Below are 23,858 nucleotides of genomic sequence, written 5' to 3'. Positions count from 1 at the left end.
CGCCCCGAGGGGGCGCGGGGTACGCAGCGGGGAGAACATGGACGACGGGAAGCCCACGGAGTCGAGGCCGACGTGGTGGAGCCGCCCCGCGCGGCGGCCCGCGGGGGGCGCCCCGGACGGGGCCGCACCCGCGCCGGCCGCCGTGGCGGCGGAGCGGCCCCGGCCGCTGCACGAGCCGGACGAGTACCGCACCCCGCCCTACGGCGAGCCCGGTCCCTGGGCGCCCGCCCCGCCCGTACAGCTGCCGACGCCCGCGCAGGGGACGCCCGTCCCGCCCGCGGGCGCCACGCCGCCGCCCGCCGCCGCAGCCGCCGTACCGGCACCGGCTCCCGCCACGCAGGCCCCCGCCACGCCCCCGGCCGCCCCGCCGCCCGCGGCACCGGTCCCTCAGCAGGCACCAGTCCCTCACCAGACACCACCGCCTCAGCCGTCACACCCGGCCCAGGCACCCCACCAGGACCATCAGGACCACCAGAACCAGCAGACCCAACGGCACCACCAGCACCACCAGACCCACCAACCACACGCGCCGCACCAGAGCCACCCCCACCCCACGCCGCCCGCCCCGCAGTGGTCCCAGTACGACCCGTGGAGCGCCCCCGGCGGGGCGCGGGAGCCGCTGCTCCACCCGGCGGGGGCCGTACCGGGTGCCCCGCGCAAGGGGCGGCGCCGGGGCCTCGCCGTAGTCGCCGCGCTGCTGTTCGCGGCGGTCACCGGTGTCGTCGGCGGCGGTGTCGGCGCGTACATCGAGCGCCACGGCGGCCTCACCACCGTCGAACTGCCCCAGGCCGGGCGGGAGGACGGCGACCGGGCGCCGGACAGCGTCGCCGGGATCGCCGCCAGCGCCCTGCCCGGAGTGGTCACCCTGCACGTCAGCGGCGGCGGGGAGCAGGGCACCGGCACCGGCTTCGTCCTCGACGAGCGCGGCCACATCCTCACCAACCACCATGTGGTCGACCCGGCCGGCGCCTCCGGCGACATCACCGTCACCTTCAGCGGCGGGGAGACGGCCGCCGCCGAACTGGTCGGCAAGGACAGCGGCTACGACCTCGCCGTCGTCCGGGTCAAGGGCGTGGCGAACCTGGAGCCGCTGCCGCTGGGCAACTCCGACAACGTCCGCGTCGGCGACCCCGTCGTCGCCATCGGCGCGCCCTTCGACCTCCAGAACACGGTGACCTCCGGCATCATCAGCGCCAAGGAGCGGCCCATCACCGCAGGCGGCGAGAAGGGCGACGGCAGCGACATCAGCTATGTCGACGCCCTCCAGACCGACGCCCCGATCAACCCCGGCAACAGCGGCGGGCCGCTGCTCGACTCCAAGGCCCGGGTCATCGGCATCAACAGCGCGATCCGCGCCGCGGGGGGCGGCTCCGGGGACGGCGGCGAACAGGCCGGGTCCATAGGGCTGGGCTTCGCCATCCCGGTCAACCAGGGCAAGCGGGTCGCCGAGGAGCTGATCAACACCGGGAAGGCCACGCACCCCGTCATCGGCGTCAGCCTCGACATGAAGTACACCGGCGACGGCGCCCGGGTCGGCGAGAAGGCCCAGGACGGCGGCGCCTCCGTCACCCCCGGCGGTCCGGCGGCCAAGGCCGGCGTCCGGCCCGGTGACGTCATCACCAAGGTGGACGGCCAGCGGGTGCACAGCGGGGAGGAACTGATCGTCAAGATCCGCGCGCACCGCCCCGGCGACCGGCTCCGGCTCACCCTGGAGCGGGCCGGCAAGGAGCAGACCCGGACCCTCACCCTCGGTTCGGCGGCGGGTGGCTGACCGTCCACCCCGCCGTCACCGCCCGGCCGCCCGCAGGTACCGCCCCGGCAGCCCGGCCAGGTACCGTGGTACGGGCCCCGGGCCGGAAGGAGCAGCAAGGTGTTCAATGACATAGGCGCACTCGAACTGGTGGCGCTCGTCGTCCTTGCCGTGCTCATCTTCGGTCCCGACAAGCTGCCCAAGGTCATCCAGGACGTCGCCGGCTTCATCCGCAAGATCCGCGACTTCTCGGAGAACGCCAAGCAGGACATCCGCAGCGAGCTGGGCCCGGAGTTCAAGGACTTCGAGTTCGAGGACCTCAACCCCAAGGCGTTCATCCGCAAGCAGCTGACGGAGAACGAGGACCTCAAGGAGCTGAAGGACCTCCGCAGCAGCTTCGATCTCAAGAAGGAGATCAACGACGTCGCCGACGCGGTCAACGGCCGCGAGTCCGACACGGCGGCCGTCCCGGCCCCGGCGGGCGGCGGCCAGGGCACCGGCCCCGACCTGCTGAAGAAGAGCGACGCGGCGGGCCGCACCGAGCGTCCCCCGTTCGACGCCGACGCCACCTGAACCGCTCCCGGCCGCCCTTGCGGAAAGAGCCGCCGCGAGGTGGCTATCCTCTCCATCTGTCCGGTTGCGCGAGACGCCCGTGGGGCGCGCGGCACCGGACTCCACAATCGAGGAGGCGGCCGGGCAGATGGAGACGACGAGTCGAGTAGGGGCGCAGGGGGCAGCACCCGGCGCCGCGCCGGCGCCCGGGGCGCCCGATGGGGCGCTCGCGGCCCGGCGTACGGCCGACGGTTTTCTGCGGGCGACGTTCCCCTGGTACGGGCTGGACGAGGCGTTCACCGGGCCGCGCTGGCTGATGCAGGTCGGCACGTCCGCCGACGGCACCGTCCAGCACGGCTCCATCGGGCACGGCGACGAGCCGTCGATACGGCCCGAGCGGCCGGACGAGGCCGAGGCCGACAAGGAGCGTTTCGCGGCCGTGGTGACGGTCGCCGCGAGCCCGGTGCGCCGCAGCGGTGACGGTACGGGGGTGCTGGACGCCACCAGCGTCTCGTCGGCCGCCTGGCTGGCCGGCTCGGGCCTGCTGGCCTACACCTGGCCCGCCCAGCTCGACCACGCGCTGCGGGACGACTGGCTGGACCAGCAGACCGAGACGGCCTTCGCGCTGGCCGACGACCTGGACGGCCCGGAGTGGTCGACGCTGTCGCTGCCCGTGGACGGGGTGCCGACGCCGTTCCACTACCGCGAGTCCGAGTTCGGCTGGATCCTGGCCGGCACCACGCCCGGGGGCGCCCATCTGGGTGCGTACGGACGGGGGATGAGCGCGTACGGCCTCGGCTTCGCCCAGGTGCGGGACATCGCCTCGTACGCCTGACAGGGCCGTACGCCGGAACACGCAGGAACGCGCCGGAACACGTCAGGGGCGCCGCTCACCGAGCGGCGCCCCTGACGTCGTACGCGACCGGCGGACTCCGCCGTGGTCAGAACTTGTTGCGCGGGGTGATGCCCAGCGACATGCCCGACAGGCCGCGCTGCCGGCCGCCGAGCTTGCCCGCGATGGCGCGCAGCGCCGCGCCCGCCGGGGAGTCGGGGTCGGCCAGGACCACCGGCCGGCCCTCGTCGCCGCCCTCGCGCAGCCGTACGTCGATGGGGATGGAGCCCAGCACCGGGACCGTGGCGCCGGTGGTCCTGGTGAGCCCGTCGGCGACCCTCTGGCCGCCGCCGGTGCCGAACACGTCGACCATCTCGTCGCAGTGCGGGCAGGGCAGGCCCGCCATGTTCTCCACCACGCCGACGATCTTCTGGTGGGTCTGCACGGCGATCGACCCGGCGCGCTCGGCGACCTCGGCCGCCGCCTGCTGCGGGGTGGTGACGACCAGGATCTCCGCGTTGGGCACCAGCTGGGCGACGGAGATCGCGATGTCGCCGGTGCCCGGCGGCAGGTCGAGCAGCAGGACGTCCAGGTCGCCCCAGTACACGTCGGCGAGGAACTGCTGGAGCGCGCGGTGCAGCATGGGGCCGCGCCAGACCACCGGGGCGTTGCCGGGGGTGAACATGCCGATGGAGATGACCTTCACGCCGTTCGCCGACGGCGGCATGATCATGTTCTCGACCTGGGTCGGGCTGCCGTCCGCGCCCAGCATGCGCGGCACGCTGTGGCCGTAGATGTCGGCGTCCACGACACCGACCTTCAGCCCGTCCGCGGCCATCGCCGCCGCCAGGTTCACCGTCACGGACGACTTGCCGACACCGCCCTTGCCGGAGGCCACGGCGTACACCCGGGTCAGCGAGCCGGGCTTGGCGAAGGGCACCTCGCGCTCGGCGGTGGTGCCGCGCAGCGCGGCGGCCAGCTCCTTGCGCTGCTCGTCGCTCATCACGTCCAGCGTCACGTCGACACCGGTGACGCCCTCGACGCGGGAGACGGCCTCGGTGACCCTGGAGATGATCGTCTCGCGCATGGGACAGCCGGAGACCGTGAGGTAGACGGTCACGGCGACCGCCCCGTCCGGAGCGATCTCCACCGACTTCACCATGCCCAGTTCGGTGATCGGCCGGTTGATCTCGGGGTCGTTCACCGTCGCCAGTGCTTCGCGCACCGCGTCTTCCGTAGCCATACGGAGATGGTACGGCGCCGGACCCTGCCTCCGGAAAGCGCGTCAGCGGTCGGCTTCGTCACTCCCGTGCCCGGGCGGGCCGCCCCGCTCGTCCAGCTCGCGGACCAGGGCGGCCAGCTCGGAGCGGATCCAGTCCCGGGTGGCGACCTCGCCGAGGCCCATCCGCAGGGCGGCGATCTCCCGCGTCAGGTACTCGGTGTCGGCGATGGACCGCTCGTTCTGCTTCCGGTCCTGCTCCTGGGTGACCCGGTCCCGGTCGGCCTGCCGGTTCTGCGCGAGGAGGATCAGCGGGGCCGCGTACGACGCCTGGAGGGACAGGGCCAGGGTCAGGAAGATGAACGGGTACTCGTCGAACCGCAGCGCCCCGGGCGCGGAGACGTTCCACAGCACCCACACGATGATGACGGCCGTCATCCAGACGAGGAACCGCCCGGTGCCGATGAAGCGGGCGATCCGCTCGGACAGCCGCCCGAACGCCTCCGGGTCGTACTCGGGCAGCAGCTTGGGCCGCCGGACGCGGGGCTGGTCGAGCCGGATGCGGGGGCCGGCCGGCTCGACGGGACGCTCATGCGCCATGCGCGGCCTCGCTCTCGGCCTCCGGGTGGAACTCCGTCTCGCGCCAGTCCTCCGGCAGCAGGTGGTCCAGGACGTCGTCCACGGTGACCGCGCCGAGCAGCGACCCGCTCTCGTCCACCACCGGGACGGCCACCAGGTTGTAGGCGGCGAGGTAGCTGGTGACCGCGGGCAGCGGGGTGTCCGGGGCCAGCGGCGCCAGGTCGGTGTCGGCGATCGCGGATACCAGGGTGAAGGGCGGGTCGCGCAGCAGCCGCTGGAAGTGCACCGTGCCCAGGTACTTCCCGGTCGGCGTCTCGTCGGGCGCCCGGCACACGTACACCTGCGCGGCCAGGGCGGGGGAGAGGTCCTGCTGGCGCACCCGGGCCAGCGCGTCGGCGACGGTCGCGTCGGGGCGCAGCACGATCGGCTCGGTGGTCATCAGGCCGCCCGCGGTGCGCTCCTCGTACGACATCAGCCGGCGTACGTCGGCGGCGTCGTCCGGCCGCATCAGCGTCAGCAGCCGCTCCTTGTCCTCCTCGGGCAGCTCGGACAGCAGGTCGGCCGCGTCGTCGGGGTCCATGGCCTCCAGGACGTCGGCGGCCCGCTCCTCCTTGAGCTTGCCGAGGATCTCCACCTGGTCGTCCTCGGGCAGCTCCTCCAGGACGTCGGCGAGCCGGTCGTCGTCGAGGGCGGCGGCGACCTCGGCGCGGCGCTTGGGGCTGAGGTGGTGCAGGACGTTGGCGAGGTCGGCGGCGCGCATCCGCTCGAAGGTGGCCACCAGGCTCTCGGCGCCCTGCCCGTGCTCCTCCAGCGAGAAGCCGGTGACGGCCGACCACTCGACGGTCAGCGTCTCGCCCTTGCGGCGCAGCGCCCCGCCGCCGCCCCGGCGGACGAACACCTTGTCGATCTCCCAGTCGCGGCGGGCCGGGAGCTGCTGGATGGCGACGTCCAGGACGGTCACCTCGGAGCCGTCCTCGACCAGCCGGACGCGGCGGTCCAGCAGCTCGCCGAGGACCAGGCGCTCGGTGGGGCGCTGCTCGAAGCGGCGGACGTTGAGCACCCCGGTGGTGATGACCTGGCCGGACTCGACGCCGGTGACCCGGGTCATCGGCAGGAAGATCCGGCGCCGCCCGATGCCCTCCACCACCAGGCCGAGGAGGCGGGGCGGGCGGCGGCCGACGCGCAGCATGGCGACCAGGTCGCGGACCCGGCCGACCTGGTCGCCGTTCGGGTCGAAGACGGGGACCCCGGCGAGGTGGGAGACGAAGATCCGGGACGTGCCTGCCGCCATGCCGCACACCTCCTCGTCCGCCCGGATTCAGACCTTTGTGCCGGTTCAGGCTAGCCCGTGATGGTGCGGGCCGCCCGGGCAGGGCGTCCGGACGGCTCCCTTCCGGCGGCCCCCGGCGGCCCGGGTACGCTGCGGTCTGCCAACCCCCCACGGTTTGATGAGAGGCAGTGCGCTGGTGACCCTTCTCGCCCCGGCTTCGCGTGCCCGCCGGGCCGCCCTCCCCGTCGCACTGTGCGCCGGGCTGACCGTGGTGCTCACCGCCTGCGCGAGTGAGGAACCCGACCCGGACGCGGGCACGAACGGGGTGGGCAAGCTGTCCGCCACCGCCATCGAGACCAAGGCACGGGCGGCGGCCGGCAAGGCCCAGGCGGTCCGCCTGTCGGGGACGCTGGTCAGCAAGGGCGGCACCTACGAGCTGAACATGCGGCTGAACCGGGGCGGCGCGGCCGGCTCGGTGGGCACCAGGACCTCCACCTTCGAGCTGCTGCGGGTGGGCGACGCGCTCTACCTGAAGGCCGACGCGGAGTTCTGGGCGAGCGACGACGAGGCCGGCGGCGGCTCCGGCGACTCCGGCGACTCCGGGGGCGGGTCGGAGGGCGGGCCGGACGGCGGCGAGGGCGAGTCCGGTACGGAGGCGGCCGACAAGCTCGACGACAAGTACGTGAAGGTCCCCGAGGACGACCCCTCGTACAAGCAGCTGCGCGGCTTCACCGAGATGAACGTCCTGCTGAACGGCCTGCTGGAGCTGCACGGCGACGTGGTCAAGGGCGACCGCTCCAAGGTCGGCGGCATCCGCACCATCAAGGTCGCCGGCGGCGCGGGCGGCGAGGGCGGCACCCTGGACGTCTCCCTGGAGGGCACCCCGTACCCGCTGCAGTTCGCCCGGGGCGGCGGCGCGGGCGTGGTCCTGCTGTCCGACTGGAACAAGCCCTTCCCGCTGACCGAGCCCTCCCGGGACCAGACGCTCGACTACGGCCGCCAGCTGCCCCGTACCAGCGACTGACAGCGGCCCCGGGCCGCAGCGACGGACGGCGGGCCCCGGGCCGCAGTCTCGGGCAGCGGGCCCCGGCCCGCCGCAGGGGCCTCAGCCCCGGCTGGCCGCAGGGGCCTCAGCCCCGGCCGCCGCGCCGTCCGCGCTTGAGCAGCAGGCGCGGCAGCGCCGCCGGGACCGGGTGGCGCGTGGTGGCCGGGGTGGGCAGCGGTACGGCCGAGAGCGACCCGACCGGGTGGGCGGCGGTCGCGCCGGTCGGGGCGAGCCGCAGCACCCGGCACTCGCGCGCCCAGCGGTCGGTCATCGTCTCCGCGTCCGGCGCGTTCAGCCGCTTGCCCTTCAGCTCGGCGACGGCCGCCTCCCACGGCTCGGAGCCGGGCGCCAGCTCGGTCACGCCCGCCGTCCAGGCGACGAGACGCCCGCCCTTGTCCTTGCTGCGTACGGTGACCTCCGCGGTCGCGCCGTCCGCCAGCCCCGGCAGCGGCTGCTCGCCCGGCCCGTCGCCCACGACATGGGCCGCCCCGTCCAGCCACACGTGCCACAGCGCGCGGGCCGGGCCCTCGCCCCGTACCCAGATCAGGCCGGACTTCTTGGTGGCCTCCTCGACGAGGGCCCGGTCGAGCAGTGCGTCAGTCATGCCCGGCAGCTTAGCCACCGGCCGCGGCGGCCCCCGCGACAGGCGGCGGGGGCCGCCGGGCCGTCGCGCGCTACAGCCAGCCGTTGCGCTTGAGCGTGCGGTGGATGGCGAAGCAGATGCCGATGATGCCGGTGAGCACCATGGGATAGCCGTACTTCCAGTGCAGCTCGGGCATGTGGTCGAAGTTCATCCCGTACACCCCGCAGACCGCGGTGGGCACGGCCACGATCGCCGCCCACGAGGTGATCTTGCGCATGTCCTCGTTCTGCGCGACCGTCGCCTGGGCGAGGTTGGCCTGGAGGATGGAGTTCAGCAGCTCGTCGAAGCCGACGACCTGCTCCTGCACCCGGGCGAGGTGGTCGGCCACGTCCCGGAAGTACTTCTGGATGTCCGGGTCGACCAGCCGCATGGGGCGCTCGCTGAGCAGCTGCATCGGCCGCAGCAGCGGCGACACCGCCCGCTTGAACTCCAGCACCTCGCGCTTGAGCTGGTAGATCCGGCCGGTGTCGGCGCCGCGCGTGGAGCCCTTGGCCGGCGGCGAGAAGACGTCGATCTCGATCTGGTCGATGTCGATCTGCACCGCGTCCGCCACCGCGATGTAGCCGTCGACCACATGGTCGGCGATCGCGTGCAGCACCGCCGAGGGGCCCTTCTCCAGCAGCTCGGGCTCCCCCTCCATCCGGTGCCGGAGGTTGCGCAAGGACCCCTGGCCGCCGTGCCGGACGGTGATCACGAAGTCCCGGCCGGTGAAGCACATCACCTCACCGGTCTCGACGACCTCGCTGGTCGCGGTCAGCTCGGTGTGCTCCACGTAGTGGATCGTCTTGAAGACGGTGAACAGCGTGTCGTCGTACCGCTCCAGCTTGGGCCGCTGGTGGGCGTGGACCGCGTCCTCGACGGCCAGCGGGTGCAGCCCGAACTCGGCGGCGATACCGGCGAATTCGGCCTCCGTCGGCTCGTGCAGGCCGATCCAGGCGAAGCCGCCGCCCTCCCGCACTTGCCGCATCGCCTCGCGGGGGGTGAGGCAGTTGCCGGGGCCGCCGTCCTTCACCCGCCGGCCGTCGAGGTAGACGGCGCAGTCCACCACGGCGGTGGAGGTCGACGGGTCGCGGGTGGCGTCGTAGGAGTTGTACGGGGTGTAGGGCGAGCTGTTCTTGCGCAGGGACGGGCGTACCGCTGCGCGCAGGTCACGGATCATCGACATGGCTGGCTCCTTCGCGGAGAGGCCGTCGCGGGGCGTGGCGCAGCCCGGAATGGGGACGTGGCGTTCCTTACGTCCGCAAAGCGGGCGGCACCGCGGGATCGCGGTGGCGGCGTTCGCTACAGACAGGCAAAACGTGTGCTCTTCCGTCGTGCGCATCGCCGTGATGTCGCTCTCGCACCCGGTGTCACGGGCGGAATCGCGGGAGCGGGGCGGGTCACCCCTGCGGGATCACAGGGAGCCGGGTCACAAGAACCGGATCACAGGGAGAGGCTCTCGGCGGAAGAACGGCTGGTATCGCACGATCGACTTCGATCCACGCAGCCCCACCTCCTCCGGCCGGTCCCCCGTGGGGGATGACGTGTCGTCGGGACTGGAAAGCGATGCTTGGCATGCCGCCCCGACCAGCAGACGGCCCAGCGTATCAGCCGACTGAGGGTCAATCCCGTACTTTGCCCGTTCCATACGCGCTCTATGCTCCCCGCATGGGAGAAGTTCTTGCTCTGGTCGAAGCCCGGTTGCTTTCCGCCCTGGGGGAGCCCGACGCGCGCGCCGCGGTGACGTTCCTGGGCACCGACCGCATCGAGGTCCTGCGCTTCCCGGACGCCGCCCTGGGGCTGGTGAGATACGCCACGCTCGGCATGTCGGACCGGCCGATGACCGACCCGGCCGCTGTCCTCGCCGACCCGGTGAAGGGCCCGCGCGCCGAGCTCCTCCTGACCGTACGGGCGGGGCTCGCCGACACCGACAAGGTGCTGCGCCCGCTGGCGGTGCTCGCCGCCTCGCCGCAGGTCGAGGGGGTGATCGTGGCGCCCGGCGCGTCGCTGGACACCGGCGAACCGCTGTGGCCGGGCGCGCCGTTCACCTCGGTGCTGGTCGCCGAGCCCGGCGGGCTGGTCGAGGACCTGGAGCTGGACGCGCCGAGGGAGCCGGTGCGGTTCCTGCCGCTGCTGCCGATGACGCCCAACGAGGCGGCCTGGAAGCGGGTGCACGGCGCCCAGGCGCTCCAGGAGCGCTGGCTGGGCGCCGGCACCGATCTGCGTGACCCGCTGCGCGGGTCCGTCCCCCTCACCTGACCGCCCGCCCGGGTGCTTTGAGGGGGCGTCAGCCGGCGTACGCGGGGCGGGGCCGCGCGCGGTGCGCCTCGGCCTCGCGGGTGAGCGAGCGGCGGCGTACCCCGACGATGGCCGCCCCGGCGACGGCGGCGGCGCCGGCGACCACGAACGGCATGTGCGCGTCGCTCCACTCCTCGATCCGCGGCGCCAGCCAGGGCGCCGCGGCGGCGGCGAACCAGCGCACGAAGTTGTAGCCGGCGCTGGCCACCGGGCGCGGGGCGTCCGAGACGCCGAGGGCCAGCTCGGTGTAGACGGTGTTGTTCACGCCGATGAAGGCGCCGGACAGGATCGTGCAGACGACGGCCGTGGTGTGGTCGCCGTACCCGAGGACGACGACGTCGGCGGCGAGCAGCAGCAGGGAGCCGCCGAGCACCCGCAGCGAGCCGAACCGCTCCTGGAGGCGCGGCGCGACCAGCACCGAGAAGACGGCGAGCAGCACGCCCCAGGCGAAGAACACCGCGCCGGACGCGTAGGGCGTCATGTCCAGCACGAACGGGGTGAACGCCAGCACGGTGAAGAAGGCGTAGTTGTAGAAGAACGCCGAGGCGGCGGCGGACGCCAGGCCGCCGTGCCCGAGCGCCCGCAGCGGGTCGAGCAGCGACGTCTTGCGGGCGGGCCGGGGCTGCTCCTTCAGGAAGGCGGCGATGCACAGGAAGCCGGCCGCCATGAGCGCGGCCGTGCCGAAGAAGGGGTAGCGCCAGCTGGCGTCGCCGAGCAGGGCGCCGACCAGGGGCCCGCAGGCCATCCCGAGGCCCAGGGCCGACTCGTACAGCAGGATGGCGGCGGCGCTGCCGCCCGCCGCCGCGCCGACGATCACCGCGAGCGAGGTGGAGACGAACAGGGCGTTGCCCAGCCCCCAGCCGGCCCGGAAGCCGACCAGCTCGCCGACCGACCCCGAGGTGCCGGAGAGGGCGGCGAAGACGACCACCAGCGCGAGCCCGGCGAGCAGCGTCCGGCGCCCGCCGATGCGGCTGGAGACGAAGCCGGTGACCAGCATCGCGACGGCGGTGATCAGGAAGTACGAGGTGAACAGGAGGGACACCTGGCTGGGGGAGGCGTCCAGTCCCTTGGCGATGGACGGCAGGATCGGGTCGACCAGGCCGATGCCCATGAACGCCACCACCGACGCCCCGGCGGTGGCCCAGACGGCCCGGGGCTGCCGCAGGATGCTGCCGGCCCCCTCGTCCAGTGGATCGTCTCGCCGCATGTCCGCTCCTTCCGTGGCCCTCCCGGCCCTTCCCTGGAACGGCCGAGTTAGTTGGTAGATACACATAATAAGTTAGCCGAGCTAATGGGTGCAAGATACACTCAAAGGCCCGGGAGATCCCGTCCGTACCGGAAGGGTGATCGTCCTTGACGGGGCGACGGCGGGGGAGGACCGTGGAACGCTATGAGGGGCGAACCCAGTTGCCCGAAATGCGCAGGCCGGGTCAGGGCCCCCGGCCTCTTCTCCGACTCGTGGCAGTGCGACGCGCACGGTGCCGTGCACCCGCTGCAGCCCGTGCTCCCGCCCAGCGTCGAGGCGCTCGGCGTCGTCACGCACCGCGCCCACGTCCCGGTCTGGATGCCGTGGCCGCTCCCGGTGGGCTGGCTCTTCACCGGCGTGGCGTACGCGGGGGACGACCGCACCGGCGGGCGCGCCGCCGCCGTCGCCTGCTCGGGCCCCGGCCCCCTCGGCGGCGCCGGTGAGCTGCTGCTCGTCGCCGAGGAGCCCGGCGTGGGGCTCGGCGCGCGGTACGCCGGGATCGACGGCCCCGACCCGGGCCCGCACATGTGCACCGGCACCCCGCCGCAGGCCAAGGTCCACGCCGCCGGCCGGCCCACCCCGCTCTGGCACGTCGGCGACGCCCCCGAGGACCGCGCGGTCTTCGCGGGCGAGGCGTGCGGCCTGTGGCTGTGGGCCGTCGTCTGGCCGGAGAAGTCCGGCCTGCTGCTCTACGACGAACTGATCCTCACCGACCTGCGCGAGGCCGGCTCCGAGGTCGAGCTGCTCCCCTGCGGCGCCCTGAGCCCCCGGCTCCTGGACCTGCCGGGGGTGTGAGCCGCAGGGCCGGACCCGGGGTGAGCGGGGCGGGTGCCCGTTCCCGTTATCCTGGAGCGTCCCCTGTCCGTCCCGAGCCCCGGAGCCTGTCGTGCGCGTCGACCTGCACACCCACTCCACGGCTTCCGACGGTACGGACACCCCCGCCGAGCTGGTACGGGCCGCAGCCGCGGCCGGGCTCGACGTCGTGGCGCTCACCGACCACGACACCACCCGCGGCCACGCCGAGGCGATCGCCGCGCTCCCCGAGGGCCTCACCCTCGTCACGGGCGCCGAACTGTCCTGCCGGATCGACGGCATCGGCATGCATATGCTCGCCTACCTCTTCGACCCGGACGAGCCCGAACTGCTCCGCGAGCGCGAGCTGGTGCGCGACGACCGCGTCCCGCGCGCCCAGGGCATGGTGGGGAAGATCCGCGAGCTGGGCGTGGACCTCACCTGGGAGCGGGTCGCCGCCATCGCCGGCGACGGCTCCGTGGGCCGGCCGCACATCGCCGAGGCGCTCGTCGAACTGGGCGTCGTCGCCAGTGTCTCCGACGCCTTCACGCCCGAGTGGCTCGCCGACGGCGGCCGGGCCTACGTCGACAAGCACGAGCTGGACCCCTTCACCGCGATCCGGCTCGTCAAGGCGGCCGGCGGCGTCACCGTCTTCGCCCACCCCGGCGCCGCCAAGCGCGGACGCACGGTGCCCGAAGCGGTCATCGCCGAGCTCGCCGCGTACGGCCTCGACGGCATCGAGACCGACCACATGGACCACGACGGGCCGACCCGCGACCGGCTGCGCGCCCTCGCCGCCGACCTGGACCTGCTCACCACCGGCTCCAGCGACTACCACGGCACCCGCAAGACCTGCCGGCTCGGCGACCACACGACCGACCCGGAGATCTACGGCGAGATCACGCGCCGTGCGACCGGCGCCTTCCCGGTGCCCGGCGCGGGCGGACGCCGCCCGTAGCCCTCGCCACCCCCGTACCACCCGTTTCTCTTCTCCCCCTCAAGGTCTCAAGGCTCACCGTGTTCGACGTCGCCGTCTTCGGCTCCCTCTTCCTCACCCTTTTTGTCATCATGGATCCCCCCGGGATCACCCCGATCTTCCTCGCCCTGACCTCCGGGCGCGCCACCAAGGTGCAGCGCCGGATGGCGTGGCAGGCCGTGGCCGTCGCCTTCGGCGTGATCACCGTCTTCGGCATCCTCGGCCAGCAGATCCTCGCCTACCTGCATGTCTCCGTCCCCGCGCTGATGATCGCGGGCGGACTGCTCCTGTTGCTGATCGCGCTCGACCTGCTCACCGGCAAGACCGACGAGCCCAAGCAGACCAAGGACGTCAACGTCGCCCTCGTCCCCCTCGGCATGCCGCTGCTCGCCGGGCCGGGCGCGATCGTGTCGGTGATCCTCGCGGTGCAGCACGCCGAGGGCTTCACCGGCCAGGTCTCGGTCTGGGCCGCGATCGTCGCCATGCACGTGGTGCTCTGGCTCACCATGCGCTACTCGCTGGTGATCATCCGGATCATCAAGGACGGCGGTGTGGTGCTGGTGACCCGCCTCGCCGGGATGATGCTCTCCGCGATCGCCGTCCAGCAGATCATCAACGGCGTCACCCAGGTCGTCCAGGGCGCCTGACGCCCCCGGCCGGGCGGCGGAGGCCCGGGCAGCACTGCGCCCCCGTACGGATTCCGGCTCTCGTGGTCCGGAGTCCGCGCGGGGGCGCGGTGGGCGTGCGCGCCGGTCGTACGGCGCGCGGCGTACGCGTTACGAGGCCGCGGATTCGGCCGGGCGGATCCAGATGCGCTGACCCACCGAGGCGGCCTGCTGCACGATCCCGTTGACGGAGGCGGCGTCCACGACGGTGCTGTCCACGGGCGTGCCGTCGACGTCGTCGAGTCGCAGAATCTCGAAGCGCATGGGCTTCTCCCTTCGTCGGAGTTGATCCTCCTGATGGAGAACTGGTGTCTGTACGGGTTCCAACGAGGTGTAGGGGGCAAACATTCCCTACGCTAAAGAAAATTTTCGACATTCTAAGTATTGCCTGGTGGCGGGGCCTTCCCCGGGGCCGGAGAATGGGCCCCGTATGAACGACGACCACCCCGACACCCCCGTCCCCGCCGACCTCGGCACCCGCCTGGAGCGCACCGACGCACTGCTGCGGCGCGTGCTCGCCGAGGTCTCCCGAACGCCCTCGACCCACGCCATCTTCGTCGACGCCGGTTACGTCTATGCTTCGGCCGGATTGCTGGTGGCGGGCACCGAGGACCGGCGCTCCTTCGACCTGGACGCCGAGGGGCTGATCGAGGCGTTCATCGACAAGGCCCGCACCCTCTTCACCGACAGCCGCCTGCTGCGGGTCTACTGGTACGACGGCGCCCGGCGCCGTATCCACACCCCCGAGCAGCAGGCCATCGCCGAACTCCCCGACGTCAAGGTCCGCCTCGGCAACCTCAACGCCAACAACCAGCAGAAGGGCGTCGACTCCCTCATCCGCACCGACCTGGAGTCGCTCGCCCGCCACCGGGCCATCAGCGACGCGGCGCTGGTCGGCGGCGACGAGGACCTGGTCTCCGCCGTCGAGGCGGCCCAGGGGTACGGGGCGCGCGTCCACGTCTGGGGCATCGAGGCCGCCGACGGCCGCAACCAGGCCGACCCTCTCCTCTGGGAGGCCGACACCACCCGCACCTTCGACCTGGACTTCTGCCGCCCCTACCTCACCCGGCGGCCGGTGACCACCTACGAGAGCGAGGGCGAACCGCCGCCCTCGCGCGACGAGGTCCGGCTCCTGGGCGCCCGCATAGCGGCCGGCTGGGTGGGGGAGCGGGGCGCCGGCGCGATGGCCGAGCTGCTGCCCGGCCACCCCTACCTGCCCGGCCCGGTCGACCAGGAGCTGCTCGTCGAGGCCGAGCGGCTGCTCGGCCGCTCCCTGCGCGGCCACGCCGTGCTGCGCCGGTCACTGCGCGACGGCTTCTGGCAGCACCTTCAGTCCCGGTTCTGACCGGCGGCTCCGCTCTCGGCGGTGGTGGTGGCGGTGTCCCCGGCCTCTCCGGTGTTCCCGGTGTCCCACGTCTCCCAGAAGTGCGCCACCGCCGCGGCGGTCTCCTCCGGGCGGTCGGTGTTCGGCGAGTGCTCGGCACCCTCGACGAGGGTCCGGCGGGCGCCCAGCCGTACCGCCATCGCGTCGAGCAGCGAGACGGGCCAGGTGTCGTCCCGGACGCCCGAGATCACATGCACCGCCGGCGGCGGGCACAGTGCCGCCAGCTCGTCCACCCGGTCCGGCTCGGTGCTCAGCCGGCGGCCGGTGGCCAGCAGCTGCGCGGGGTTGTGCAGCAGCCAGCGGTGGCGCAGGTCCTCCCGCGCGGCGCCCGTCTCCTCGGCGTCCTCCGGCGGGTCGAGGGCGCGCATGGCCTGCCACACCCCGTCCATGGTCATCACGGTGAGCGCACCGCTCAGCAGCCTGATCTTCTCCTGCTGCTCGGGGGCCACCCGGGCGGGCCCGGACGACATCAGGGTGAGCGTCAGGAACGGCTCCGGGTCGAGCAGTACCGCCGCGCGGGCGATCTGGCCGCCCAGCGAGTGCCCGAGCAGATGGACCCGCCCGGCCCCGAGGGCCTCCGCCTGCGCCAGGACGTCACGCGCCAACTCGTCCTGCTCGTACGCCTGTTGATCGGGCGGTCCGGGCGTCTCGTACTGCCCGCGGCCGTCCACGGCGACGGTCCGCCAGCCGGCGGCGGCGAGCGGTTCGAGCATCGCGATGAAGTCCTCCTTGGACCCGGTGTAGCCGGGCAGCAGGAGGGCCGTCCCCCGGGGCGCGGTGCCGTCGGCGGGCGCGGCGTCCAGGACGGCGAAGTCCCCGCGCGCGGTGCGGAGGGTACGGGCACGGGCGCAGGGCGGCGGGACGAACGTGGGCGGGCGGCTCATGGGACGAGGCTAGCGGGCCGCCCGGCGCGCGACCGGCGGCGACGCCGACAGGCCGACGGCCCCGCGCCCCGGTGCGGGGTGCGGGGCCGTCGGTCGTGCCGTTCGTGCCGGCCGTCAGCTCTCGGGCTGGGCGGCGGCGGCCTTCACCGTACGGCGCCGGCGGGGCGGGCCCTCGATGACCGGCTCGGGCGCCACGGGAACCTGCCGCGCGGCCGCCCTCGCGGTGCGGCGCCGGCGCGGATTCTCCTCGGTGGCCTCGGCCGTGGCGGGTGCCTCGACCGTGGTCGCGGTGGCCTTGCGGGTACGGCGGCGGGGCTTGTCCTCGGCGACCGGCGCGGCGGCCTCGGTCGCGGCGGGCGCCTCGGCGGCGGGTGCCTCGGCGGTGGCCGCGGTGGCCTTGCGGGTACGGCGGCGGGGCTTGGTCTCCGCGGCCGGCGCGGCGGCCTCGGGGGCCTCCGTCGCGGCCGGGGCCACCGGGGCGGCCTCGGCGACCGGAGCCGCCTCCGCCACCGGGGCGGCGGCGCCCGCGCGGGTGCGCGTCCGGCGGCGGCGCGGCGTCCGGGGCTCCGGGGCCTGCTCGGCCTCGGGCGCCTCGGGCGCGGGGGTCACCGGCGCGGCGGCCGCTCCCTCGGCACCGTCCGCCACCGGGGCGCCGCTCCGGGTGCGGCGGCGCTGACGCGGCGTACGCGTACGCGCCGGGCGCTCCTCCTCACGCTCCGGGCGCTCCGGGCGCCGGCCGCGCGCACCGCGCCCGCCGGTCTCGCCGAGGTCCTCGACCTCCTCCGCGTCCAGACCGGCCCGGGTCCGCTCGGCGCGGGGCAGGACACCCTTGGTGCCCTCCGGGATGTCCATCTCCGCGTACAGGTGCGGGGACGTCGAGTACGTCTCGACCGGGTCGTTGAAGTCCAGGCCCAGCGCCTTGTTGATCAGCTGCCAGCGCGGGATGTCGTCCCAGTCGACCAGCGTGACGGCGATGCCCTTCTTGCCGGCGCGGCCGGTGCGGCCGACCCGGTGGAGGAAGGTCTTCTCGTCCTCGGGCGACTGGTAGTTGATCACATGGGTGACGCCCTCGACGTCGATGCCGCGCGCGGCGACGTCGGTGCAGACGAGCACGTCGACCTTGCCGTTGCGGAAGGCGCGCAGCGCCTGCTCGCGGGCGCCCTGGCCGAGGTCGCCGTGGACCGCGCCGGAGGCGAAGCCGCGCCGCTCCAGCTGCTCGGCGATGTCGGCCGCCGTCCGCTTCGTACGGCAGAAGATCATCGCCAGGCCGCGGCCGCGCGCCTGGAGGATGCGCGCCACCATCTCCGGCTTGTCCATGGAGTGGGCGCGGTAGACGTGCTGCGCGATGTTGGCGACGGTCGCGCCCTCGTCGTCCGGCGCGGTGGCGCGGATGTGGGTGGGCTGCGACATGTAGCGGCGGGCCAGGCCGATGACGGCGCCCGGCATGGTCGCCGAGAACAGCATGGTCTGGCGGCGCACCGGAAGCATGTTGATGATCTTCTCGACGTCCGGCAGGAAGCCGAGGTCGAGCATCTCGTCGGCCTCGTCGAGGACGAGGGCCTTGACCTTGGACAGGTCCAGCTTGCGCTGGCCGGCCAGGTCCAGCAGGCGGCCGGGGGTGCCGACGATCACGTCGACGCCCTTCTTCAGGGCCTCGACCTGCGGCTCGTACGCCCGGCCGCCGTAGATGGCGAGGACACGGACGTTGCGGACCTTGCCGGCGGTCAGCAGGTCGTTGGTGACCTGGGTGCACAGCTCGCGGGTGGGGACGACCACCAGCGCCTGCGGGGCGTCGGTGAGCTGCTCGGGCGCGGCCCGGCCGGCCTCGACGTCCGCGGGGACCGTGACGCGCTCCAGCAGCGGCAGGCCGAAACCGAGGGTCTTGCCGGTGCCGGTCTTGGCCTGGCCGATGACGTCGGTGCCGGAGAGGGCGACTGGGAGGGTCATCTCCTGGATGGGGAACGGGGTCGTGATGCCGACGGCTTCGAGGGCCTCGGCCGTCTCGGGAAGGATCCCGAGCTCTCGGAAAGTCGTAGTCAGGGTGCTGCCTCTTCTGTGAGACGCGGCATGAGGCGAACGCTGGGGGTCTTACCGTGCCGGTAGCGGCCGGCCGCGGGTCGTCAAGACCACTGCCGGATGGCGCGGGACCACTGCCGTCGCTCGAGCGTCATACCGCTGAGGGCCCCTCACGTGCGGCTCTTCGCGCACGGAGGGCTGTCGGGTCGGAGCCGATCGGGCCACCGACCGGGCATCCTCATTCATGAGCCGGCCCACCGAGCACATCGCGTACATACGGACATGACTGATTACTCAGCAGGCGCAATACCACTGTACCCCGGATTCCCGCAGCCGTGTTGAGTCGATTCACAAGGAGGGGGAGGTCACAGTGGATGACCGGGGCCTTCGGAGGCGCGCCGGGCGGGCTATTGTGCGCTCCATGGAGACGCCTGACAACGCCACCGCCCCCGCCCCCGCCGACGCGGAACCCACCGGGATCGCCGCCCTGGACTGGGCCGCCGCGTCCGCCGAGCCCCAGTACCGCGCGGCGGTCGTGGACCTGCTCGGCGCGCTCGCGTACGGAGAGCTGGCGGCCTTCGAGCGGCTGGCGGAGGACGCGAAGCTGGCGCCCACGCTCGCCGACAAGGCGGAGCTGGCCAAGATGGCTTCGGCGGAGTTCCACCACTTCGAGCGGCTGCGCGACCGGCTGGCGGCGATCGACGCGGAGCCCACGGCAGCGATGGAGCCCTTCGCCCGGGCGCTGGACGACTTCCACCGCCAGACGGCGCCGTCCGACTGGCTGGAGGGCCTGGTCAAGGCGTACGTCGGCGACTCGATCGCCAGCGACTTCTACCGCGAGGTCGCGGTCCGGCTGGACTCCGACACGCGCGCGCTGGTGCTGGCGGTGCTGGACGACACCGGTCACGGGAACTTCGCCGTGGAGAAGGTACGGGCCGCCATCGAGGCCGACCCCCGGGTGGGCGGCCGGCTCGCGCTGTGGGCGCGCCGTCTGATGGGCGAGGCCCTGTCGCAGGCCCAGCGGGTGGTGGCGGAGCGGGACGCGCTGTCGACGATGCTGGTGGGCGGTGTCGCGGACGGGTTCGACCTGGCGGCGGTGGGCGAGATGTTCTCCCGTATCACCAAGGCGCACACCAAGCGCATGGCCGCGCTGGGCCTGGCCGCCTGACGGCCGCCCGGCGGACGGCGCGTCCGTGTGGGGCCCGGTCAGGTCCGCGCTAGGTCCGGTCAGGTCCGCGCCGGGTCCGGTCAGGTCCGCGCCGGGCCCGGTCAGGTCTGTGGCGCTCGGCGCAGGCGGCGCGCCGGGCGCAGCAGCAGGGACAGCACGACCGCCCCGACCGCGACGGCTCCCAGCAGGGTGCCCAGCGGATAGCCCGGGCCCAGTGCGGCATGGGTGATCAGCGCGCCGAACAGGGTGCCCAGCACTCCGGCGCCCAGGACCGTACGGCGGGACGGAAGCCGGTCGGCGAGCCGGTGGGCGGCCGCCCAGGACAGTGCGAAACCGAGCACGACGGAGCCGAGAGCTTCCCAGAACAAACGGATCACCTCGCGTGGGCGGGGCGGGCAAATCGGTCACATCCCGTCCTACCCGATGCCTGCGTGGCGCAATCCTGCTCCTGGGGCAGGGGAAAGGCCCGGCGGGGACATCCCCACCGGGCCTTCACGTCCTGCTTCGCGTCCTGCTCAGAGCGCCCCGAAGCCCACCCGGCGCGTCGCCGGCTCGCCGATCTCCACGTAGGCGATCCGGTCGGACGGCACCAGGACCTTGCGGCCCTTGTCGTCCGTCAGGCTGAGCAGCGGCGTCTTGCCGGCCAGTGCCTCGGCCACCGCGCGCTCCACCTCCTCGGCGGACTGCCCGCTCTCCAGAGCGATCTCCCGGGGCGCGTGCTGCACGCCGATCTTGACCTCCACGGCTATGTCCCTCCGAACGGTCAGCGTTGCGCGGTCGGCCGCGCCGTACGCTGCACACATTAGCCCGGGGAGGCGACCCCGATCACCCGTGGGACTCGGAGCCGTGCAGCGGGAAGCCGGCGATGCCCCGCCAGGCCAGCGAGGTCAGCAGCTGCACCGCCTTGTCGCGCGGGATCGCCGACTCGCTGGACAGCCAGTACCGCGCCACCACCTGCGAGACCCCGCCCAGGCCGACGGCCAGCAGCATCGATTCGTCCTTGGACAGCCCGGTGTCCTCGGCGATCACGTCCGAGATGGCCTCGGCGCACTGCAGCGACACCCGCTCCACGCGCTCGCGCACCGCGGGCTCGTTCGTCAGGTCCGACTCGAAGACGAGGCGGAAGGCGCCGCCCTCGTCCTCCACGTAGGCGAAGTAGGCGTCCATGGTGGCCGCCACGCGCAGCTTGTTCTCCGTGGTGGAGGCGAGCGCGGTGCGCACCGCCTGGAGCAGCGACTCGCAGTGCTGGTCCAGCAGGGCCAGGTACAGGTCCAGCTTCCCCGGGAAGTGCTGGTAGAGCACGGGCTTGCTGACGCCCGCGCGCTCCGCGATGTCGTCCATCGCGGCGGCGTGGTACCCCTGCGCCACGAACACTTCCTGGGCGGCGCCCAGGAGCTGGTTGCGTCGGGCTCGGCGCGGCAGGCGCGTGCCCCGCGGGCGCGCCGCCTCTGTCTGCTCGATGGCTGTCACGCCGCCTCCCAAAATCGATCCTTGCGCGCTGTGCGCCGCGCCCGCCATCGTACTTTTGGGTAACCCGGCTGTGCGCGGTGCGAGCGCAGAATTTCACGTACCGGACGGGCGGGGTAGCTGGATATTCAACGTTAAACCGACCAAATCAGCGGTAGTCGTCCTCGTCGGTCTCCACCACACGGGCCTGCTCGGCGGCGTCCGCGGGGTTGGCCACGGACGGGTCGATCCGGGTGAGCGGTTCGTCGGAGCGCTGCCGCAGCTCGGTGTGCTGCTCCGCGGCGTCCGCCTCGGGCGCCTCCTGGTCCTCCGGCGCGGTCGCCTCACCGTTCTCGGCTGCGAAGGTCTCCGGGTCGGTCGGGTCGACGGTCATGGGCTCCCTTTCCCTGGCTTCTGGCGGTGGGGGGTCGTCCACATCGGTGTGCCCTCGGTTACGAGCCTAGGAGGTACCCCTCTCCGGCGCTATGCGATCTGTGACGGCGAACACACCGGCCCGCGCGTGATCGTCTCGTAACATTGCCGCATGTCTTCGACCGAGCTGCCGGAATCCGTCGCCGCCGCCGCGGCGGGGCCGCGGGTGAGCGCCGTGCGGGTCGCGAAGGGGGAGCGGCTGCGCTGTGTGACGCTGCCCGGACTGACGCTGAACGTGCGCTACCGCCCCTCGGACCGCACCGGCCGCCCGCCCGCGCTGTACGTGCACGGCCTCGGAGGCTCCTCGCAGAACTGGTCGGCGCTGATGCCGCTGCTGGAGGACGTGGTCGACGGCGACGCGGTCGACCTGCCCGGCTTCGGCGACTCCCCGCCGCCCGACGACGGCAACTACTCGGTCACCGCGCACGCGCGCGCGGTGATCCGGCTGCTCGACGCCGGCGGGCGCGGGCCGGTGCACCTGATCTCCAACTCGCTGGGCGGCGCCGTCTGCACCCGTATCGCGGCCGTCCGCCCCGACCTCGTCCGTACGCTGACGCTGATCTCGCCCGCGCTGCCGGAGCTGCGCGCGCAGCGGGGCGCGTGGCCCACGGCGCTGATAGCGCTGCCCGGGGTCGCGTCCCTGTTCACCCGGCTCACCCGGGACTGGACGGCGGAGCAGCGGGTGCGCGGGGTCCTCTCCCTCTGCTACGGCGACCCCGGGCGGGTCACCGACGAGGGCTTCCGCAACGCGGTGGAGGAGATGGAGCGGCGGCTGAGCCTGCCGTACTTCTGGGACGCGATGGCCCGGTCCTCGCGCGGCATCGTCGACGCCTACACCCTGGGCGGCCAGCACGGGCTGTGGCGGCAGGCGGAGCGGGTGCTCGCGCCGACGCTGCTGGTGTACGGGGCGCGCGACCAGCTGGTGTCCTTCCGGATGGCGCGGAAGGCGGCGGCCGCCTTCCGCGAGTCCCGGCTGCTGACGCTCCCGGACGCGGGGCACGTGGCGATGATGGAGTACCCGGAGACGGTCGCCCAGGCCGTACGGGAGCTGATCACCGAGTACGACTCCAGGGGCGGCGGGGGCGGCACGGACGCCGGTACGGGCCGCGGTACGAGCGGCGGTACGGCCCGCGACCGCGGGCGTGACGGCGACGACGGCGACGGGGGCTGATCCGGGGCGTGGGACGACACAGTCGCAAAGGCCCCGTACCTCAGGGCGCGGAGCAGGCCACCGGGGCGGTGCGTGAGGACGCCCGCCCGGGGACCGGCCGCCGGCGCCGGAGCGCGGCGCCCCCGGCCGAACCGCAGCACCAGCAGCAGCCCCCGCGGCCCCAGCCGCCGGTGCGGGGCGGCCACCCCGAGCACCGCGAGCCGGGCGGCGGCTGGGGCGAGCCCGGCCGCTACGGCGACTGGCGCGGCGTACCGTCCCGCCCTCCCGGCAGGCCCGCCGGCCCCTCGGGCCCGCCCACCGGGGTGGGCGCGGGCGCCCGGATACCGGGGCCCCGCCGCGAGTACACCGAGGCGTTCGACGGCGCCCCGCACCCGCGCGAGGTGCCCGGCGCGGGGGAGGGCGACCAGCCGCCGCCGCAGAAGGACCGCACCGCGGGCGGCGGCCGGGGACGCACGGTCACCGGCATCGCGGCGGCGGCCGTCACCACCGTCCTCGCGGTGGTCGTGGCCGGCCAGGTCACCGGCGCCGGACCGGACGCCTCCGCGTCCCGCGCGCCGGGCGAGGCCGCGGGCCGGCCCGCCGACCCCGGTGCCGGCGCCGCTCCCGGCACCGGCGGCCGGTCCGACCGCTCCGACCAGCGCGCCGCCCCGCCGGGGGCCGCCCGCCCGGCCGCCCCGCCGACGTACGCGCAGCTGATGGCCAAGCCGTTCCCGCTCGACCCGAAGCTGAAGGGTCCCGGCGGCTTCGAGGTCGTGCCCGGCACCGACAAGGCGCCCGGCGCGGGCCAGAAGATCCGCTACCGCATCGACGTGGAGAAGGGCCTCGGCCTCGACCACGCCCTCTTCGCGCGCGCCGTGCACGAGACGCTGAACGACGACCGGAGCTGGGCGCACGGCGGCGCCATGACCTTCGAGCGGATCTCCAGCGGCGAGCCGGCCTTTGTGATCACCCTCGCCAGCCCGGGCACCACCGGCGTCTGGTGCGCCAAGTCCGGTCTCGACACGACGATCGACAACGTCTCGTGCGACTCGGCCGCCACCGACCGCGTGATGATCAACGCCTACCGGTGGGCGCAGGGCTCGGCGACGTACGGCCCCAAGGCGATGCTCACCTACCGGCAGATGCTGATCAACCACGAGGTGGGGCACCGGCTGGGCCACAACCACGTCAACTGCCGCACGCCCGGCGCGCTCGCTCCGGTGATGCAGCAGCAGACCAAGTCGCTGAAGGTCGAAGGCATCGCCTGCCGCCCCAACCCGTGGGTGTACCCCACCGGCTGACCCGGGCGGGCCGGGCCGTGGGGACGGCCGCGCGCCGCGCGCCCCCGGCGGGCGAAACGGGCGGTAGCGCGTCGAAACGCGACCTGCGCGCGAAAGTTACGAGCATTCACCCCTTCCGGTGGCGGGGGGGGCCCACCCCCGCCCCCCCCCCCCCCCCCCCCCCCCCCCGCCCCCCGCCCCGCGGCCCCCCCCCCCCCCCCCCCCGCCCCCCCCGCCCACGCTCGGGTGTGG

Annotated in this window: 25 protein-coding genes; 12 read left to right on the top strand and 13 right to left on the bottom strand. The window is 73.9% G+C overall.

Features of this window, described 5'->3' with window-relative positions; translation table 11 throughout:
* Positions 1 to 37: 37 nt before the first annotated feature.
* The 3 genes from ACF08D_RS13135 to ACF08D_RS13125 all read left to right on the top strand — a co-directional run bounded on the left by ACF08D_RS13135 (position 38) and on the right by ACF08D_RS13125 (position 3,137).
* Complete coding sequence (locus ACF08D_RS13135) at positions 38 to 1,771, top strand: S1C family serine protease (protein WP_392222687.1); 1,734 nt, start codon at positions 38 to 40, stop codon at positions 1,769 to 1,771.
* Positions 1,772 to 1,870: 99 nt separating this feature from the next.
* Complete coding sequence (locus ACF08D_RS13130; RefSeq protein ID WP_392222686.1) at positions 1,871 to 2,323, top strand: sec-independent translocase; 453 nt, start codon at positions 1,871 to 1,873, stop codon at positions 2,321 to 2,323.
* 127 nt (positions 2,324 to 2,450) lie between these two features.
* Positions 2,451 to 3,137: a hypothetical protein gene (locus ACF08D_RS13125; RefSeq protein ID WP_392222685.1), complete on the top strand. Its 687-nt coding sequence runs from the start codon at positions 2,451 to 2,453 to the stop codon at positions 3,135 to 3,137.
* Between the two features lie 106 nt (positions 3,138 to 3,243).
* Here ACF08D_RS13125 and ACF08D_RS13120 read toward each other — a convergent pair whose 3' ends face one another.
* From ACF08D_RS13120 to ACF08D_RS13110, 3 genes are read right to left on the bottom strand one after another with little or no spacing between them, the layout of a single operon-like run.
* Entirely contained in the window at positions 3,244 to 4,377 is a 1,134-nt protein-coding gene (locus tag ACF08D_RS13120) for an Mrp/NBP35 family ATP-binding protein (protein ID WP_392222684.1), read from the bottom strand.
* A 42-nt stretch (positions 4,378 to 4,419) separates the two neighbouring features.
* Complete coding sequence (locus ACF08D_RS13115) at positions 4,420 to 4,953, bottom strand: DUF1003 domain-containing protein (protein ID WP_392222683.1); 534 nt, start codon at positions 4,951 to 4,953, stop codon at positions 4,420 to 4,422.
* Positions 4,943 to 6,223: a magnesium transporter MgtE N-terminal domain-containing protein gene (locus ACF08D_RS13110; protein WP_392222682.1), complete on the bottom strand. Its 1,281-nt coding sequence runs from the start codon at positions 6,221 to 6,223 to the stop codon at positions 4,943 to 4,945. Before ACF08D_RS13110 ends, ACF08D_RS13115 begins: the two co-directional genes overlap by 11 nt.
* A 157-nt stretch (positions 6,224 to 6,380) precedes the next feature.
* Between ACF08D_RS13110 and ACF08D_RS13105 the strand changes: the two genes are divergently transcribed.
* Entirely contained in the window at positions 6,381 to 7,226 is an 846-nt protein-coding gene (locus tag ACF08D_RS13105) for a hypothetical protein (RefSeq protein WP_392222681.1), read from the top strand.
* A 106-nt stretch (positions 7,227 to 7,332) separates the two neighbouring features.
* Here ACF08D_RS13105 and ACF08D_RS13100 read toward each other — a convergent pair whose 3' ends face one another.
* Both ACF08D_RS13100 and ACF08D_RS13095 read right to left on the bottom strand, forming a co-directional pair.
* The gene (locus ACF08D_RS13100) at positions 7,333 to 7,851 is read right to left on the bottom strand and encodes a hypothetical protein (RefSeq protein ID WP_392222680.1); all 519 of its coding nucleotides are present in this window, start codon (positions 7,849 to 7,851) and stop codon (positions 7,333 to 7,335) included.
* Positions 7,852 to 7,921: 70 nt separating this feature from the next.
* A complete protein-coding gene (locus tag ACF08D_RS13095; RefSeq protein ID WP_392222679.1) occupies positions 7,922 to 9,055 on the bottom strand; it encodes a magnesium and cobalt transport protein CorA in 1,134 nt (377 codons plus the stop codon).
* Between the two features lie 482 nt (positions 9,056 to 9,537).
* Here ACF08D_RS13095 and ACF08D_RS13090 point away from each other — a divergent pair, with 482 nt between their 5' ends.
* Entirely contained in the window at positions 9,538 to 10,128 is a 591-nt protein-coding gene (locus tag ACF08D_RS13090) for a suppressor of fused domain protein (RefSeq protein WP_392222678.1), read from the top strand.
* A gap of 28 nt (positions 10,129 to 10,156) precedes the next feature.
* On the opposite strand, the gene ACF08D_RS13085 is transcribed toward ACF08D_RS13090, so the two are convergent.
* Positions 10,157 to 11,374 carry an MFS transporter gene (locus ACF08D_RS13085; RefSeq protein ID WP_392222677.1) on the bottom strand — a complete coding sequence of 406 codons (1,218 nt, stop codon included), beginning with the start codon at positions 11,372 to 11,374 and terminating at the stop codon, positions 10,157 to 10,159.
* Positions 11,375 to 11,557: 183 nt separating this feature from the next.
* Between ACF08D_RS13085 and ACF08D_RS13080 the strand changes: the two genes are divergently transcribed.
* The 3 genes from ACF08D_RS13080 to ACF08D_RS13070 all read left to right on the top strand — a co-directional run bounded on the left by ACF08D_RS13080 (position 11,558) and on the right by ACF08D_RS13070 (position 13,828).
* Positions 11,558 to 12,208: a DUF6758 family protein gene (locus tag ACF08D_RS13080; RefSeq protein WP_392222676.1), complete on the top strand. Its 651-nt coding sequence runs from the start codon at positions 11,558 to 11,560 to the stop codon at positions 12,206 to 12,208.
* A gap of 91 nt (positions 12,209 to 12,299) precedes the next feature.
* Positions 12,300 to 13,163, top strand: coding sequence for a PHP domain-containing protein (locus ACF08D_RS13075; protein ID WP_392222675.1), 864 nt, complete (start codon positions 12,300 to 12,302; stop codon positions 13,161 to 13,163).
* Positions 13,164 to 13,222: 59 nt separating this feature from the next.
* Entirely contained in the window at positions 13,223 to 13,828 is a 606-nt protein-coding gene (locus ACF08D_RS13070; protein WP_392222674.1) for a MarC family protein, read from the top strand.
* A 129-nt stretch (positions 13,829 to 13,957) separates the two neighbouring features.
* Here the strand turns inward: ACF08D_RS13070 and ACF08D_RS13065 are convergent, their stop codons facing one another.
* The gene (locus ACF08D_RS13065; protein ID WP_392222673.1) at positions 13,958 to 14,110 is read right to left on the bottom strand and encodes a hypothetical protein; all 153 of its coding nucleotides are present in this window, start codon (positions 14,108 to 14,110) and stop codon (positions 13,958 to 13,960) included.
* Positions 14,111 to 14,276: 166 nt separating this feature from the next.
* Between ACF08D_RS13065 and ACF08D_RS13060 the strand changes: the two genes are divergently transcribed.
* Positions 14,277 to 15,191, top strand: a complete 915-nt coding sequence (locus ACF08D_RS13060; protein WP_392222672.1) for an NYN domain-containing protein — start codon at positions 14,277 to 14,279, stop codon at positions 15,189 to 15,191.
* Here ACF08D_RS13060 and ACF08D_RS13055 read toward each other — a convergent pair.
* Positions 15,176 to 16,114, bottom strand: coding sequence for an alpha/beta fold hydrolase (locus ACF08D_RS13055; RefSeq protein WP_392222671.1), 939 nt, complete (start codon positions 16,112 to 16,114; stop codon positions 15,176 to 15,178). The two genes, ACF08D_RS13060 and ACF08D_RS13055, sit on opposite strands and share 16 nt — an antisense overlap.
* Positions 16,115 to 16,228: 114 nt before the next feature.
* Positions 16,229 to 18,061, bottom strand: a complete 1,833-nt coding sequence (locus ACF08D_RS13050; RefSeq protein ID WP_392222670.1) for a DEAD/DEAH box helicase — start codon at positions 18,059 to 18,061, stop codon at positions 16,229 to 16,231.
* Between the two features lie 490 nt (positions 18,062 to 18,551).
* Between ACF08D_RS13050 and ACF08D_RS13045 the strand changes: the two genes are divergently transcribed.
* Entirely contained in the window at positions 18,552 to 19,298 is a 747-nt protein-coding gene (locus tag ACF08D_RS13045) for a ferritin-like fold-containing protein (RefSeq protein ID WP_392222669.1), read from the top strand.
* A 101-nt stretch (positions 19,299 to 19,399) separates the two neighbouring features.
* Here the strand turns inward: ACF08D_RS13045 and ACF08D_RS13040 are convergent, their stop codons facing one another.
* From ACF08D_RS13040 to ACF08D_RS13025, 4 genes are all read right to left on the bottom strand, one after another.
* Entirely contained in the window at positions 19,400 to 19,666 is a 267-nt protein-coding gene (locus ACF08D_RS13040; protein WP_392222668.1) for a hypothetical protein, read from the bottom strand.
* Positions 19,667 to 19,813: 147 nt separating this feature from the next.
* Entirely contained in the window at positions 19,814 to 20,041 is a 228-nt protein-coding gene (locus ACF08D_RS13035; protein ID WP_392222667.1) for a DUF3107 domain-containing protein, read from the bottom strand.
* 82 nt (positions 20,042 to 20,123) lie between these two features.
* Positions 20,124 to 20,768 (bottom strand): TetR/AcrR family transcriptional regulator, encoded by a 645-nt coding sequence (locus ACF08D_RS13030; RefSeq protein WP_392222666.1) that lies wholly within the window; start codon positions 20,766 to 20,768, stop codon positions 20,124 to 20,126.
* A 145-nt stretch (positions 20,769 to 20,913) separates the two neighbouring features.
* The gene (locus ACF08D_RS13025; protein ID WP_392222665.1) at positions 20,914 to 21,138 is read right to left on the bottom strand and encodes a hypothetical protein; all 225 of its coding nucleotides are present in this window, start codon (positions 21,136 to 21,138) and stop codon (positions 20,914 to 20,916) included.
* 150 nt (positions 21,139 to 21,288) lie between these two features.
* On the opposite strand from ACF08D_RS13025, the gene ACF08D_RS13020 reads away from it, so the two are divergent.
* Both ACF08D_RS13020 and ACF08D_RS13015 read left to right on the top strand, forming a co-directional pair.
* Entirely contained in the window at positions 21,289 to 22,347 is a 1,059-nt protein-coding gene (locus tag ACF08D_RS13020; RefSeq protein WP_392222664.1) for an alpha/beta fold hydrolase, read from the top strand.
* A gap of 8 nt (positions 22,348 to 22,355) precedes the next feature.
* Positions 22,356 to 23,627 (top strand): DUF3152 domain-containing protein, encoded by a 1,272-nt coding sequence (locus tag ACF08D_RS13015; protein WP_392222663.1) that lies wholly within the window; start codon positions 22,356 to 22,358, stop codon positions 23,625 to 23,627.
* Positions 23,628 to 23,858: the final 231 nt, after the last annotated feature.

Origin of the sequence: Streptomyces sp. NPDC015131 (genome assembly GCF_043079975.1) — a bacterium.
In the GTDB taxonomy this organism is placed as follows: Bacteria; Actinomycetota; Actinomycetes; order Streptomycetales; family Streptomycetaceae; genus Streptomyces.
Note: the sequence above shows the minus strand (reverse complement) of the source record. Positions and strands in the feature narration are given on the sequence as shown.

What these genes read in the sequence shown, in the direction of transcription:
- ACF08D_RS13135 (WP_392222687.1), top strand. Translation starts at nt 38, where the DNA reads ATGGACGACGGGAAGCCCACGGAGTCGAGGCCGACGTGGTGGAGCCGC.
- ACF08D_RS13125 (WP_392222685.1), top strand. Translation starts at nt 2,451, where the DNA reads ATGGAGACGACGAGTCGAGTAGGGGCGCAGGGGGCAGCACCCGGCGCC.
- ACF08D_RS13120 (WP_392222684.1), bottom strand. Translation starts at nt 4,377, where the DNA reads ATGGCTACGGAAGACGCGGTGCGCGAAGCACTGGCGACGGTGAACGAC.
- ACF08D_RS13115 (WP_392222683.1), bottom strand. Translation starts at nt 4,953, where the DNA reads ATGGCGCATGAGCGTCCCGTCGAGCCGGCCGGCCCCCGCATCCGGCTC.
- ACF08D_RS13110 (WP_392222682.1), bottom strand. Translation starts at nt 6,223, where the DNA reads ATGGCGGCAGGCACGTCCCGGATCTTCGTCTCCCACCTCGCCGGGGTC.
- ACF08D_RS13105 (WP_392222681.1), top strand. Translation starts at nt 6,381, where the DNA reads ATGAGAGGCAGTGCGCTGGTGACCCTTCTCGCCCCGGCTTCGCGTGCC.
- ACF08D_RS13100 (WP_392222680.1), bottom strand. Translation starts at nt 7,851, where the DNA reads ATGACTGACGCACTGCTCGACCGGGCCCTCGTCGAGGAGGCCACCAAG.
- ACF08D_RS13095 (WP_392222679.1), bottom strand. Translation starts at nt 9,055, where the DNA reads ATGTCGATGATCCGTGACCTGCGCGCAGCGGTACGCCCGTCCCTGCGC.
- ACF08D_RS13090 (WP_392222678.1), top strand. Translation starts at nt 9,538, where the DNA reads ATGGGAGAAGTTCTTGCTCTGGTCGAAGCCCGGTTGCTTTCCGCCCTG.
- ACF08D_RS13085 (WP_392222677.1), bottom strand. Translation starts at nt 11,374, where the DNA reads ATGCGGCGAGACGATCCACTGGACGAGGGGGCCGGCAGCATCCTGCGG.
- ACF08D_RS13080 (WP_392222676.1), top strand. Translation starts at nt 11,558, where the DNA reads ATGAGGGGCGAACCCAGTTGCCCGAAATGCGCAGGCCGGGTCAGGGCC.
- ACF08D_RS13065 (WP_392222673.1), bottom strand. Translation starts at nt 14,110, where the DNA reads ATGCGCTTCGAGATTCTGCGACTCGACGACGTCGACGGCACGCCCGTG.
- ACF08D_RS13060 (WP_392222672.1), top strand. Translation starts at nt 14,277, where the DNA reads ATGAACGACGACCACCCCGACACCCCCGTCCCCGCCGACCTCGGCACC.
- ACF08D_RS13055 (WP_392222671.1), bottom strand. Translation starts at nt 16,114, where the DNA reads ATGAGCCGCCCGCCCACGTTCGTCCCGCCGCCCTGCGCCCGTGCCCGT.
- ACF08D_RS13050 (WP_392222670.1), bottom strand. Translation starts at nt 18,061, where the DNA reads ATGACCCTCCCAGTCGCCCTCTCCGGCACCGACGTCATCGGCCAGGCC.
- ACF08D_RS13045 (WP_392222669.1), top strand. Translation starts at nt 18,552, where the DNA reads ATGGAGACGCCTGACAACGCCACCGCCCCCGCCCCCGCCGACGCGGAA.
- ACF08D_RS13025 (WP_392222665.1), bottom strand. Translation starts at nt 21,138, where the DNA reads ATGACCGTCGACCCGACCGACCCGGAGACCTTCGCAGCCGAGAACGGT.
- ACF08D_RS13020 (WP_392222664.1), top strand. Translation starts at nt 21,289, where the DNA reads ATGTCTTCGACCGAGCTGCCGGAATCCGTCGCCGCCGCCGCGGCGGGG.